Consider the following 13,023-nt stretch of genomic DNA (forward strand, 5'->3'; position numbering starts at 1 on the left):
ATTCCACCCCCTTCCGTCCCTCCTTCACCTCCCGCGTTCAGGGCGCTGTGCCCTCTGTTTGGGTGATCGTGTACACCGGAGTGTGTGCTTGGCGGGGGCGGCGACGGGACGACGGACGACTAGGGGTGTGTATCTGTGGGCGATCACGGGTCTGGGCTGGCGTTGACGAGGGCGCTGCACGATCGGGCGGCCGTGCACCGGCTCGACGAGGCGTGGTTGGCCGCGGCGTGGGAGGCGTCCGCGACGCGTGTGCTGGTGATCGAGCAGGGGAAGGTGCGCTGGACGGAGGAGGCGGGCGGGGCCGCCCTGCTGTTGGTGGCTTCGGGCGACGCGCCGGACGGTGAGCGGTACTTCCTCGGTGTGGACGCCGACGACGTCGCGTACTTTGCGGTCGCCGCCGAGGCGTTGCCCGAGGGCGTCGACGCGCAGGTGGGGCACCTCTACACGCTCGGCTCGGTGCTGGGCGATCGGGACGCGGGGCTTCTGGTGCACGCGTTCGGGCTGGAGAACTGGCACCGCACGCACAAGTTCTGCGCGCGCTGCGGGCAGCCGACCGAGCCGGTGGCCGCGGGCCATGTGCGCAAGTGCACGGTGTGCGCCGCCGAGCACTTCCCCCGCACCGACCCGGCCGTGATCATGCTGGTCGTCGACCCGCTCGACCGCGCCCTTCTCGGACGCCAGGCCAGTTGGCCCGAGAAGCGGTTCTCGACGCTCGCCGGCTTCGTCGAGCCCGGCGAGTCGCTGCGTCAGGCGGTCGTACGCGAGGTCGCGGAGGAGGTCGGCGCGGAGGTCACCGGCGTCACGTACGTCGACAGCCAGCCGTGGCCGTTCCCGTCCAGCCTGATGCTCGGCTTCCACGCGACCGCCGCCGACGACCGCATCGACGTCGACGGCGCGGAGATCGCCGAGGCGCGGTGGTTCTCGCGCGACGAGCTGCGGGCCGCGGTCGCGGCGGGCGACGTCCTGCTGCCTGGGGCCATCTCGATATCCCGGCACCTGATCGAGCTGTGGTTCGGCGAGACCATCCCGGAGACCAACAAGTGGTAGCGGGCCCGACACGCTGAATCCCCGGACGGGGAGCCGCACGTGCGGAAGCCCCGGCGTCGATTGCCGGGGCTTCCCTATACGCCTGATGCGCCGCCTGATGCGCCGCCTAATGTGCCGGCTGACGCGCCGACTGATGCGCCGGCTTATGTGCGGCCGCGGATCAGGCGGCCGCGGCCGTGTAGGCGTCCTTGACCTGGGCGAGGCTCGGGTTGGTGGCGACCCACTGGATCTCGCCGCCGACGGTCACGACCACGGTCGGCACGGTCTGGTTGCCGCCGTTCACGCTCATGACGTACTCGGCGGCCTTCGGGTCCTGCTCGATGTCGACCTCGGTGTACGCCAGGCCCTCGCGCTCCATCTGGCTCTTCAGGCGGCGGCAGTACCCGCACCACGGGGTGCTGTACATCGTCACGGTGGCCGACATCGGGAGGTCTCCTCTGCTTGGTGTCGTCTGCTCTGTGCCGCTCGGTGTGGCTGGCTTGCCGGGCGGTGTTGGCGGCCGGGCTGCACGGCGTCACAACGCGCCGCGCACCCGGATTTCTTCCACAAGTGTGGGGGCTGTGGACAACGCCACTCCTGTGAGGGTGGGTCCTGAGAGGATGTCCCGGTGATCGACCAGTACGGGCCCCCGCCGACCTCCGACGAGATCCTGGACGCGCTCGACCCCGAGCAGCGCCGGGTCGCCAAGTCCGTCGACGGTGCCGTCTGCGTGCTCGCGGGTGCGGGCACCGGCAAGACCCGTGCCATCACCCACCGCATCGCCTACGGCGTGCTGACCGGCGTCATGCAGCCGACGCAGACGCTTGCCGTCACCTTCACCGCGCGGGCGGCGGGGGAGATGCGCGGGCGCCTGCGTCAACTCGGCGTCGCCGGGGTCCAGGCCCGCACCTTCCACTCGGCGGCGCTGCGCCAGCTCCAGTTCTTCTGGCCGCGCACCTACGGCGCCGACGCACCTCGGCTCGTGGAGACCAAGGTGCCGCTGGTCGCCGAGGCGGTGCAGCACTGCCGCCTGCGCGCCGACCGGGCCGAGCTGCGCGACCTCACCGGCGAGATCGAGTGGGCGAAGGCCACCCAGACCGCCCCCGACGACTACCCGGCGCAGGTGGTCGCGGCCAAGCGCAAGCCGCCGCGGGACGCCGCCGAGGTGGCGCGCGTGTACGCCGCGTACGAGAAGATCAAGGCCGGTCAGGGCCGCATGGACTTCGAGGACGTGCTGCTGCTCACCGTCGGCCTGCTGGACGAGCGGATCGAGGTCCGCGAGCAGGTGCAGGCGCAGTACCGGCACTTCACGGTCGACGAGTACCAGGACGTCAACCCGCTCCAGCAGCGGCTGCTCGACCTGTGGTCGCAGAACGCCCGCAGTCTGTGCGTGGTCGGCGACGCGAGCCAGACCATCTACTCCTTCACCGGGGCGACCCCGAGCTTCCTGCTCGGCTTCCGGCACCGCCACCGCGCCGCCGAGGTGGTCGAGCTCGTGCGCGACTACCGCTCGTCGCCGCAGGTCGTGCACCTGGCCAACCGGCTGCTGACACACGCGACCGGTGAGGCCGCCAAGCACCGCTTGGAGCTGATCTCGCAGCGCGACGCCGGTCCGGAGCCGGACTTCGTGGAGTTCGGCGACGAGCCGGGCGAGGCCGAGGGCGTCGCCCGCAGAGTGCGCAAGCTGCTCGACCAGGGCGTGCGCGCCGCCGAGATCGCGGTGCTGTTCCGCACCAACTCGCAGTCGGAGGGGTACGAGCAGGCGCTGGCCGACCTCGGGATCCCGTACGTGCTGCGCGGCGCCGAGCGCTTCTTCGAGCGCCCCGAGGTACGCCAGGCCGCCGTGCTGCTGCGTGGCGCCGCACGTTCGGCAGGCGCCTCGGAGGACGCGGGCGGGCTCGCGGCGGAGGTGGGCGCGGTGCTGGTGTCCGGGGGCTGGACCCCGGAGCCGCCCGGCGGATCCGGCCAGGTGCGGGAGCGCTGGGAGTCGCTGAACGCGCTCGTCCGACTCGCCGAGGACTTCTCCGCGGCGCGCCCCGAGGCGACGCTCGCGGACTTCGTCGCGGAACTGGCCGAGCGTGCGGTGGCCCAGCACGTCCCGACCGTCGAGGGCGTCACCCTCGCGTCCCTGCACGCGGCCAAGGGCCTGGAGTGGGACGCCGTGTTCCTGGTCGGCCTGACCGAGGGCATGATGCCGATCCACTACGCCGACACCGCGGACAAGGTCGAGGAGGAGCGCCGGCTGCTGTACGTCGGGATCACGCGCGCCCGCGAGTACCTGACCCTGTCCTGGGCGCTGGCCCGCTCGCCCGGCGGCCGTGCCGGGCGCGGCCCCTCGCGGTTCCTGGACGGCCTGCGCAACGGCGGCTCGGGGGTCCCCGGCCGCGCCGCACGGGGGCGCTCCGCGGACTCCGGCGCGGCGGCGGGCGGCTCGTCGTGGGGCGGGGGCGAGGCGAAGGCCGCGCGCCGTTCCAAGGCGGGGCCGGTGCGTTGCCGGGTCTGCGGGCGGGGGTTGACCGAGGCCGCCGAGCGCAAGCTCGCCCGCTGCATGGAGTGCCCCTCTGACCTCGACGAGGCGATGTTCGAGCGCCTGCGGGAATGGCGTCTCGGCCAGGCCCGACTGCTGGGCCAGCCCGCGTACTGCGTGTTCACGGACGCCACGCTGACCGCGATCGCCGAGGCCCAGCCGGGCTCGGTCAACCAGCTCGCGGCCGTCTCCGGGGTGACCCGCACCAAGATCAACAAGTTCGGCGAGGACGTCCTGGCCATCGTCGCCGGGCGCGACCCCGAGGAGCTCGCGGACGCGTACGATCCCGGTGCCGACGACGACCCGGGCATGCCCGGCGATCTGCCGGGGCAGGATGTCGGCGAAGACGGCGTCGGGGACGCGGGTGTCGCGGACGCGGGTGTCCGGGAAGGCGGCATCCGCGGCGCGGGCGAAGTGCCCGGAGAAGCGTAGGAAGTCCCGCGCCGGAGGCCTGTCGGCGAGGGATTTCCCTCAAGTGACGGCAGACACGCGGAAAATAGTTTGCGCTCTTCTCGGAAGCGCATCTAACCTCACGAGCACGGTCAACGTGTTGACCGTGCTCGGTCGTGAGACCGAGCGCTTGACAGGTTGAAATCTGTGCAGCGCACCACGGCTGCACACCCAGCCCGAACGCACGACATTGGCTCCGCCCGACAGGCGGCGCCACGAGACCTCCGCGAAGGGAGGCGAACGACATGATGACCAACCGCAAACTCGCAGTTGCCGCCACTGCCGTCGCGCCCTCCGCGATGTCGGTGCGTTCTGCTGAGCTGGGTTCGCCGAAGCCTGCCTCCCTCCTCCTCTCGCTCAAGGGGCGGACCCCGTCTCTGGCGTATGCCGGGACCGATGCCCGCATCATCACCGCTGATCTGCCCGTATTGGGCCGTCGCGGCGAAGGCATCGGTCTGGCGTCCAACGTCGAGTCGGGATGGCGTGGCAGCGAGCGCACCAGTGTCATCACGCGCGATGAGCGACCGTCGGCATCGATCGTGACGGCATGTGAGCAGCAGCAGGTCGAGGACATGGCCCAGGCCATGGGCACGACCGGATTTGCCGGTATGCACGGGTACCCGTCCTGGAGGACGCGAACCTGACGTTGAGTCAGGTCGGCTTCTCCAGGGCCGCGGAACCCGTACACCGGGATCCGCGGCCCTTGTCTTTGCCCCTGAAAGCCCCGGCAGGACGCGTCCGCCAGGACCGCGAAGCGCAACCAAGTGGCAGCAATGCCAACCGAGTTCACTCACGAGGAGCACCACGTGCCGTTCGACAAGCCGCCCACCGCGACTGCTCTAGCCGTACCTGTACCGGAGGTAGACCTGATGACTCTGACCGCGTTCGACGACATCGAGACCGTCGAGGGCACCATCCCGTGCCGTTCCTACGACCCCGAGGTGTTCTTCGCCGAGTCGCCGGCCGACGTCGAGTACGCGAAGGCCCTCTGCGGCGAGTGCCCGGTCCGCGCCGCGTGCCTCCAGGGCGCGCTGGAGCGCCGCGAGCCGTGGGGTGTCTGGGGTGGCGAGCTGTTCATCCAGGGTGTGGTCGTGGCGCGCAAGCGTCCGCGTGGCCGTCCGCGCAAGACGGAGGTCGCCGCGTGAACCCCGCCGACCTGCCCCGTGCAGCCACCGTCCAGCGCACCAAGACCGCAAGCCAGGAACCGATGACCGACCGTACGCCCTCCACCCCGAACCACCAGATCCCGATCCTGGACAGGAGCCGTGAGATGCATCTTCTCCATGAAGCGCTCGCAAGAGCGCAGATGGAGGAACGACTACGCGAGGCCGAGCTGCACCGCAGGGCAGCCCACGTCCGCGCCGCGCGCAAGATGAAGCGCCGCGCCGAGGTGGCGTCGCTGCGGGCCCGCAGGGCCCTCGCCCTCGCCGTCATGCAGTAGCCGACGGCGAGACGTTCCGTACCGAGTAGTGGCACCACACGCGGCGTGAACCTGCGCCGCGGGAAAACCTGCCGAAACCTGCCGGAGTACTGACCAGGGCGGGCATCCGTGAGGATGCCCGCCCTGTGCGCTTCCGTGAGGATGCCGCCTGGTGTGCGCCGGTGAGGACGCTCGCCCCGCCTGCCCGCCTGCCCGCCTGCCCGTCCGGGCGGCCGTGAGGACGCCGCGTGTACGCGTCGGTGCGAATGCCCGTCCGGTGCGCGTCGGGCGGGCGAGCGCACACGCCGACCCGGCCGCGAGTGCCGCGGCGCGGGTCAGTCGGTCTTGCCGGAGCCGTTCGGGCCGCCGCTCACGCCGCCCTTGGCGCTCTTGTCACTCTTGCCGCTCTTACTGCCCTTGCGGCCCCGGCCGCGCCCGTCGTCCAAGACGTGGCGGTCGTCCGCGGTCTCCTCGACCACGCCGCTCCCGCCCGCGACTTCGCCGTCCACAGCCTGGTCGCCGTCCGTCCCGTCCACGTCGGTCCCGTCCACCGTGATCTCGTCGAACTCGCCGTATTCGTCGAGCTCTTCGTCGACCTCGAAGTCCAGCTCCGCGAACCCGGGCAGCCAGCACTCCAGTTCCTCGCGGAACGGCACCTCGGCGTTGAGCTGGCAGAGCACCCCGATCGTGCTGAGCGTGACCCGGTGGATCAGCAGGTAATTGGGCGGCAGGTTGAGCTGACGGGCCATCTGCGACGCCGGGTTCCGCGGATCGCCGATACGCGCGCCCTGGGCCCGCATCCAGGTACGCGTGAACTGGAACCGCTCGACCTGCGCGGGTTCCACCATCGGCAGCAGGTAGTCGAGCACCTCCTGCGCGTCGAGCTGGATCGACGGCTTCACGAAGCCCTCGGAGCGCAGCACCTCCATGACGCCCTCGGCCTCGTTGTCGAGGGCGAGCCGCATCGCGGTGCCGATCGGCTCGGGCAGCCCGTCCGGCAAGCGGTTGACCGTGCCGAAGTCCAGGACGCCGAGCCGCCCGTCCGGCATCAGCCGGAAGTTGCCCGGGTGCGAGTCGGCGTGCAGCATTCCGGTGCGCACCGGACCCGAGAACAGGAACCGGACCAGCAGGTGCCCGGCCTGGTCGCGCTCCTCCTGGGTGCCCTTCTCGATGATGCGGGACAGCGGCGTGCCGGCCATCCACTCGGTGACCAACACGCGTTCGGCCTGGAAGACCACCCGGGGGACGAAGATGTCCGGGTCGTCCTCGAACTCGTCGGCGTGTGCCTGCTGGGCCTCGGCCTCCAACTGGTAGTCGAGCTCTTCCGCCACCCGGGCCTTGAGCTCCGCGATCAGCGGCTTGACGTCGATGCCCGGGATCAGCGCGCCCGCGAACCGCGCCACGTGCCCGAGCTGGTTGAGATCGGAGATCAGCGCGTCGCCCGCGCCCGGGTACTGGATCTTCACGGCGACCTCGCGGCCGTCGTGCCAGACCGCGCGGTGCACCTGCCCAATCGACGCCGCCGCGGCCGGCTTGTCGTCGAACTCCCGGAACAGCCCGCGCCAGTCGGCGCCGAGGTTCTCCGCGAGCGCCTTGTGGATGGTGCGCGCCGGCATCGGCGGCGCGGCGTCCTGGAGCTTGGTCAGCGCGGCCCGGTACGGCCCCGCCACCTCCTCCGGGAGCGCGGCCTCGAAGACGGACAGCGCCTGCCCGAGCTTCATGGCGCCGCCCTTGAGCTCGCCCAGCACCTTGAACATCTGCTGCGCGGTGCGCTGCTGGAGTTCGGCAGCGACGATCTCCGCGGGTCGGCCTCCTATCCGCCGCCCGAGTCCCAACGTGGCCCGACCCGCGACCCCGAGGGGAAGCGTGGCGAGCTTGGCCGTCCGGGTCACTGCCCTACGCGGTAGATCGCTCACGCGTTCCATTGTGGGGGATGCGCCGGGCTGCCATGCGTGATCGCGGTCACGACGCCGCCGCGCGGGGGTGGGTCGCCACCGCACCGGGCGGCTGCGTCGCCACCTGACCGTGCCGTGCGGCCGCCGCCGCGCGCGGCTGTGTCGCGACCGCGAACGCACCACACCCGCACTCCGCGTTCGGGTGCCAACTGCGCCTCCGCATTCCGCCGTCGGGCAGCGCGATCTCCAGGGTGCCGCCCGTCGCGGTGGGCGTGTCCCCGTCCAGATATATGAGGAGTTGCAGCGCCGCCTGCGCCGCGACCGCGGTCGCCAGAACCCCGTCGCACGGCCGGTCATCCCGCCGCCGGTCGGGCGCGGAGGCCTGCGCGACGAGTCGCGGCCACGCCGGGTCGCGGTCGCGCCGGTAGAGGTCGAGGCAGCGCCCGCACGCCGAGCGGCCCGGATCCACGAACGGCCCGACGATGCCGGTGGTCTCCCGCACGTCGGCGTACAGGTGCGGGATGCGCGCCGTGGCCAGGCGCTCCAGCAGCGCGCGTTCGGGACGCAGCCCCTCGGTGGCGAGCACCACCGCGTCGGGACGGCTCCCACCGGTCGGCGAGCTCAGCCGTACGCCCGGCGCCGTCCGCCGTAGCGCCTCGCGCGCGGCGGTCTCGCGTCGTTTGCGCACGCCGTTCCAGGCCCCGGCGGCGGCTCCTGCGTCACCGGGACCGAAGGGCCGTGAGTCGGTCACCTCGACCGTGCCGACCCCGGCCGCGGCCAGCAAGGTCGCGGTCGCCGCGCCCACCCGACCGGCGCCGCGCACCGCGATCCGCGCCGCGGCACGCCGGGCCAGTACCCCCGCGCCCCCGTCGGGGCCCGGCCGCACCAGGGAAACCGACGCCCGGTCGGGGGCCAGCCGGTCGCGGACCCGCGGCGTCCCGGCGTCCGCGTCCTCCAGCAGGTCGGCGTCGGCGAGCACGTCGAGCAGCGCGCGGGTGCGCCCGGCGGCGACGCCGAGGCGTCCCGCGCTCTCGTACAACTGGTCGGGGGTACGCGTGCCGTCGAGTCGGTCGAGCAGTCGGGAGAGGGCGGGGTCGAGGCCGGTCAGCAGCAGCGCGCGCTCCGGATCCATGCCGAACTGGAGCGTGCTCTGGTCGCGCCACATCCGGACGAGCGCGGGGCGGAGTCGGGGTCGCATCGGGTGCCTCCGGGGTCGGAAGGTCTCGCAAGGTCTCGGAAATTCTCGGAAAGTCTCGGAAGGTCACAGCGAACACACCGAGAGTGATCGGTTCGCCGGGAGACAGCTTCACCCGATCACTGCGCAACGTGTCCGCGGTTATCCACAGGCACGGCGCAATGATCGTATTAATCGTGATATGAATTGCCCGAAATGCCGGGAAAACCGTCGAGTTCTGACATCGAACCCGGGCGATTTACGGACGCGGCGGCGAAGCAACGGCTCGCGGCGCGCGACGTTGGGTAACGTCTGGTTGTGGCCGCCGACCCCGGGGCCGGGCGCTCCGCCGTGCCCGAAACCCCGCAAGAGCACGCCGTCGAGGTACGCAGAAGCGCTCGACGGCGCAGAACCGTGTCGGCCTACCGCGACGGTGACCGCACCGTCGTCCTGCTGCCGGCCCGCATGTCCGCGGCCGAGGAGCAGCGGTGGGTCGGGATAATGCTCGACCGCCTGGCGGCCCAGGAGAAACGCAGGCGGCCCAGCGACGAGGCGCTCGCGCAGCGGGCCCGCGACCTGTCGGACCGGTACCTCGGCGGCCGCGCGGTGCCGCTGAGCGTGCGCTGGGTGGACAACCAGAACACCCGCTGGGGCTCGTGCACACCGCTCGACGCGTCGATCCGCCTGTCCAGCCGCTTGCAGGGCATGCCGCCGTACGTCGTCGACTATGTGCTGCTCCACGAGCTGGCCCACCTCCTCGTGCCGGGCCACGGCCCCCGCTTCTGGACGCTGCTCGCCGCGTACCCGCGGACCGAGCGCGCCCGCGGCTACCTGGAGGGCGTCGCCGCGTCCGGGGGCTCCGACATCTCGGACGAGGACGACGATGTCGAAGGCGTCGAGCCCGAGCGCGACGGCGAGGTCGGCACCCCCGACACCGCAGGCGGCGACACCTCGGGCGCGGCCAGGCCCGGCACCACCCGCAACAGCGCCGCCGAGTCCAACAGGCGCAAGGGCACCACAGGCCGAGCCCCCCGTAGCAACCGCTGAAACGCGCCGAGCCGCACGGCCGCCCGCCGGACGGGACGTGTCGCTCCGCACATGTGTCCGACCCGCCCGCGCGGCTCAGGTGCCGCGCGCACAGACGCGTGCCACAGAGGTATGCACCCAAAAGGCTGGTCCCGGAAGCCGGGGTGGCCCCTCCGTTCTGCGAATGTGAGGCATAACCCTCGGATCCCGGCGAACGGGCGGAGACCGTCGCGGGGAGCGGGGCGTCCGTAATAACGTGAGGGCTTGCCCGCCGAGGGCCGCGCGAACGTGCGGTCTTCCCGACACGGAACCGGGAGTGCCGTGTCCGCGTCGGGAGTCCACGGGGGTCCAAGCGGGCCACGAGGCACCGGGTTCCGACGGGCCCGCCTCAGGGTCCGGCAGAAGCCGGGATGTTGTAGCGTGCCGTGCGCGGTGGGGGTCATGCCCGGGTGGGCCCCTTCTGACGGGAAGGGAGCCACGAGGTGGTCGAGTTCAGGAAGGGTCAGAAGGCCAAGCTGTCCGATCTGACCCCGGGAACCGATCTGTACGTCGGCCTGCGGCTTGACGCCCCGGGCCTGACATTCGACATCAGTTGCTTCGGCCTGGACATGCAGGACCGGTTGTCCGACGACCGGTACTTCGTGTTCTTCAACCAGCCGAAGTCCCCCGAGGAGTCCATCCAGCTCCTCGGCGAGCAGGCCGGCGACCAGCAGTCGTTCCGGGTCACGCTGGACCGCGTGCCGCAGCAGATCGGCAAGCTGGCGTTCACCGCGACCATCGACGGCCAGGGCCAGATGTCGCAGGTCGCGAACGGGTACATCCGCATCGCGGTGGGCGGCCAGGAGGTCGTGCGCTACGCGTTCACAGGTGTGGAGTTCAGCACCGAGCGCGCCGTGATGATCGCCGACATCTACCGCAAGGAACCCAGCGTCTGGCGTTTCGCGGCCGTCGGCCAGGGCTTCGACGGCGGCCTCAAGGCGCTGCTGGAGAACTTCGGCGGCGAGGCGATGGAGGAGGACGAGCCCGCACCGCAGGCCGCCCCCGCGTTCGCCGCCCCGCCCCAACAGCAGGCCGCGCCGTCGTTCGGCCCGCCCCCCGGCGGTGGCGCCCCGCAGGCGCCCGCCCCGGCGTTCGGCCCGCCGCCCGGCGCCCCGCAGCCGATGGCCGCGCAGGCCCCGCCCGCGCCGCAGCCGACGATGCCGATGCAGCAGCCTCCGCCGCCCGGGCAGCCGTTCCCCGGCCAGGCGCCCCCCGGTCAGATGCCCCCCGGTCAGATGCCGCCGGGGCAGATGCCTCCGGGCCAGGGCCAGATGCCGCCCGGCCAGTTCCCGCCGCCGCAGGGCATGCCGCAGGGCCAGATGGCCCCCCCGATGCCCGGTATGCCCGGTCAGATGCCGCCCGGTCAGATGCCCCCGGGTCAGATGCCCCCCGGTCAGTTCCCGGGCCAGCCCGGCATGCCCGGTCAGAGCGGCATGCCGATGGGCACCGCGCAGGGCGGTATGAACCAGGCGGGCATGGGCCCCGCCGGTCTGCCCATGGAGGCCCAGTACGGCTACGGCCTGGACCAGTTCCGTGAGGTCCAGGGCCAGGGCCGCTGGGTCCAGCAGAACCCGAAGCTCATCCGCGCGTCCCTCGCCGGCAGCACCGTCAAGGTGATCGCCAAGCAGGGCTGCATGGTCGCCTACCAGGGCAAGGTCGACTTCAAGTTCCAGGGCCAGGGCTTCGGCCAGCGGCGCGACAACCGCCTCACCGGCCAGTCCCTGGAGCTGATGCGCTGCGAGGGCGACGGCGAGGTGTTCTTCGCCGAGGAGGCCGCGAACCTCCACCTCGTGGAGCTCGCCGGACAACGCCTGTGCGTGAGCGCCGCCAACGTCCTCGCGTGGGACGAGGGCCTGACCCTCGAACCGACCCGCATCGAGGGCCAGGGCATTCCCGGCGGCGGCCTGTTCGTGCAGACGTTCAGCGGCAACGGCACCGTCGTCGTCAAGACGAAGGGCATCCCGATGGTGCTCCCGGTCAACCCGGGCGCGCCGACCTTCGCGGACACCAACGCCATCGTCGCGTGGACGCACGGGATGCAGGTGTCGACCAGCACGGCGGTACGCGTACGTCGTACGGCGTACCCCGGCCACAGCGGCGAGACCGTCTCGCTTCAGTTCCGGGGTATGCAGGGCCACTTCATCGTCGTCCAGCCGTACGAGGTGTGAGGTAGACATGGACCAGCAGCAGATGCTCGCCACGTACGGCCAGCAGGCACCGACCGCGCGGATGAGCCCGCACGGCAACAAGATCTGCCGAGTGAGCATGCAGCAGGGCTATGACCTGTTCGCCAAGCAGGGCTCGATGATCGCCTACAACGGCTTCATCACCTTCAGCCCCTACCGCGAGAGCCGCGGCAACCGCATCCGCGGCCGGGCGGCCGGCGAGCAGCTCGAACTCATGCAGGTGTCGGGGCAGGGCGACCTGTTCCTCGCCGACTACGGCGCGGACGTCGTGATGCTCCAGCTCCAGGGCAACGGCATCTCGGTCAACGGCGCGAACATCCTCGCGTTCGACGCGCAGCTCACGAAGTCGATCGGGTTCGTCTCCGGCATCGCCAACAAGTTCAGCGGCAACGGCATGACGAACATCGAGCTGACCGGCAACGGCTGGGTGGCCATCACCACCCGCGGCACCCCGGTCGTCCTCGACCCGTCGCAGCAGGAGACCTGCGTCGACCCCGACGCGCTGGTGGCCTGGTCCACCGGACTCCGCATCAAGAGCAAGCGGTCCGCCCGGATGGGCGCGCTGGTCGGCCGCGGCACCGGCGAGGCGATGCAGGTCGCGTTCAGCGGCGCCGGGTTCGTCGTCGTCCAGCCGTCGGAGGACTCCACCGACCGCTTCCACATCCGCGGCTGAGCGGGGAGAGACCATGCAGAGTTCACTGTTCGGCTACACCGAGGTCCAGTCGCAGGAGCGCTGGGCCCTTCAGAACCGGCAGATGCTGCGCGTCATGCTCGGTGCGCAGAACCGCGAGGTTCTGGCCCGCAAGGGCACGATGGTCGCGTTCACCGGCGGCGTCGACTTCGACGGCCATTTGCAGAGCGGCGGCGAGCGCCAGGCCGCGCGGCAGACCGGCGAGCAGCTCAACCTCATGCGGTGCAGCGGCAACGGCACCGTGTTCCTGGCGAACATGGCCCAGGCCATCCACGTCCTCGACCTCAACAACGAGGGCATCACGGTGGACGGGCAGTACGTGCTCGCCCTCGACTCGACGCTGAGCTGGAACGTCGTGCGCATCGAGAGCGAGACCGGCATCGCCGGCGCCGGCGGCTACAACCTGGAGGTCGGCGGCACCGGCAAGCTCGCCGTCATGACCTCCGGCAAGCCGCTGGTCATGCACGTGACCCCGCAGCAGGAGTGCTTCGCGGACGCCGACGCGGTCATCGCGTGGTCCACGAGCCTCGTGACGCGCATGGAGTCGCAGCTCACCTCGCAGCGCGTGTGGAGGGGCCGCGGCGGCACC

11 protein-coding genes and 1 pseudogene are annotated in these 13,023 nt (G+C 71.6%); 9 read left to right on the forward strand and 3 right to left on the reverse strand.

The window, feature by feature from the left end; all coding sequences use genetic code 11:
- The first annotated feature begins 192 nt into the window (after positions 1-192).
- Positions 193-1,047 (forward strand): NAD(+) diphosphatase, encoded by an 855-nt coding sequence (gene nudC / locus ACRX5S_RS15670; protein WP_436773521.1) that lies wholly within the window; start codon positions 193-195, stop codon positions 1,045-1,047.
- Positions 1,048-1,207: 160 nt separating this feature from the next.
- Here nudC and ACRX5S_RS15675 read toward each other — a convergent pair whose 3' ends face one another.
- On the reverse strand, positions 1,208-1,471 hold the full coding sequence (locus ACRX5S_RS15675) for a mycoredoxin (protein ID WP_436773522.1): 264 nt from the start codon (positions 1,469-1,471) through the stop codon (positions 1,208-1,210).
- Between the two features lie 183 nt (positions 1,472-1,654).
- Between ACRX5S_RS15675 and ACRX5S_RS15680 the strand changes: the two genes are divergently transcribed.
- From ACRX5S_RS15680 to ACRX5S_RS15695, 4 genes are all read left to right on the forward strand, one after another.
- Positions 1,655-3,985 carry an ATP-dependent DNA helicase UvrD2 gene (locus ACRX5S_RS15680; protein ID WP_436773523.1) on the forward strand — a complete coding sequence of 777 codons (2,331 nt, stop codon included), beginning with the start codon at positions 1,655-1,657 and terminating at the stop codon, positions 3,983-3,985.
- A 263-nt stretch (positions 3,986-4,248) separates the two neighbouring features.
- Complete coding sequence (locus tag ACRX5S_RS15685) at positions 4,249-4,647, forward strand: hypothetical protein (RefSeq protein ID WP_436773524.1); 399 nt, start codon at positions 4,249-4,251, stop codon at positions 4,645-4,647.
- 129 nt (positions 4,648-4,776) lie between these two features.
- The gene (locus ACRX5S_RS15690; protein WP_436773525.1) at positions 4,777-5,148 is read left to right on the forward strand and encodes a WhiB family transcriptional regulator; all 372 of its coding nucleotides are present in this window, start codon (positions 4,777-4,779) and stop codon (positions 5,146-5,148) included.
- Positions 5,149-5,210: 62 nt separating this feature from the next.
- On the forward strand, positions 5,211-5,444 hold the full coding sequence (locus ACRX5S_RS15695) for a hypothetical protein (RefSeq protein WP_436773526.1): 234 nt from the start codon (positions 5,211-5,213) through the stop codon (positions 5,442-5,444).
- Positions 5,445-5,758: 314 nt separating this feature from the next.
- On the opposite strand, the gene ACRX5S_RS15700 is transcribed toward ACRX5S_RS15695, so the two are convergent.
- Positions 5,759-7,339: an ABC1 kinase family protein gene (locus ACRX5S_RS15700; protein WP_436773527.1), complete on the reverse strand. Its 1,581-nt coding sequence runs from the start codon at positions 7,337-7,339 to the stop codon at positions 5,759-5,761.
- A gap of 46 nt (positions 7,340-7,385) precedes the next feature.
- Complete coding sequence (locus ACRX5S_RS15705; RefSeq protein WP_436773528.1) at positions 7,386-8,516, reverse strand: ThiF family adenylyltransferase; 1,131 nt, start codon at positions 8,514-8,516, stop codon at positions 7,386-7,388.
- Between the two features lie 327 nt (positions 8,517-8,843).
- Here ACRX5S_RS15705 and ACRX5S_RS15710 point away from each other — a divergent pair.
- The 4 genes and pseudogenes from ACRX5S_RS15710 to ACRX5S_RS15725 all read left to right on the forward strand — a co-directional run.
- A pseudogene (locus ACRX5S_RS15710) lies at positions 8,844-9,344 on the forward strand (M48 metallopeptidase family protein); the annotation flags it as partial.
- Positions 9,345-10,000: 656 nt separating this feature from the next.
- A complete protein-coding gene (locus ACRX5S_RS15715) occupies positions 10,001-11,725 on the forward strand; it encodes a TerD family protein (RefSeq protein WP_436773529.1) in 1,725 nt (574 codons plus the stop codon).
- A 7-nt stretch (positions 11,726-11,732) separates the two neighbouring features.
- The gene (locus tag ACRX5S_RS15720; RefSeq protein WP_436773530.1) at positions 11,733-12,416 is read left to right on the forward strand and encodes an AIM24 family protein; all 684 of its coding nucleotides are present in this window, start codon (positions 11,733-11,735) and stop codon (positions 12,414-12,416) included.
- A gap of 13 nt (positions 12,417-12,429) precedes the next feature.
- The coding region (locus ACRX5S_RS15725; protein WP_436773531.1) for an AIM24 family protein at positions 12,430-13,023 on the forward strand (594 nt) is incomplete at its 3' end.

The organism is Yinghuangia sp. YIM S09857 (genome assembly GCF_051388915.1).
Classification (GTDB): Bacteria; Actinomycetota; Actinomycetes; order Streptomycetales; family Streptomycetaceae; genus Yinghuangia.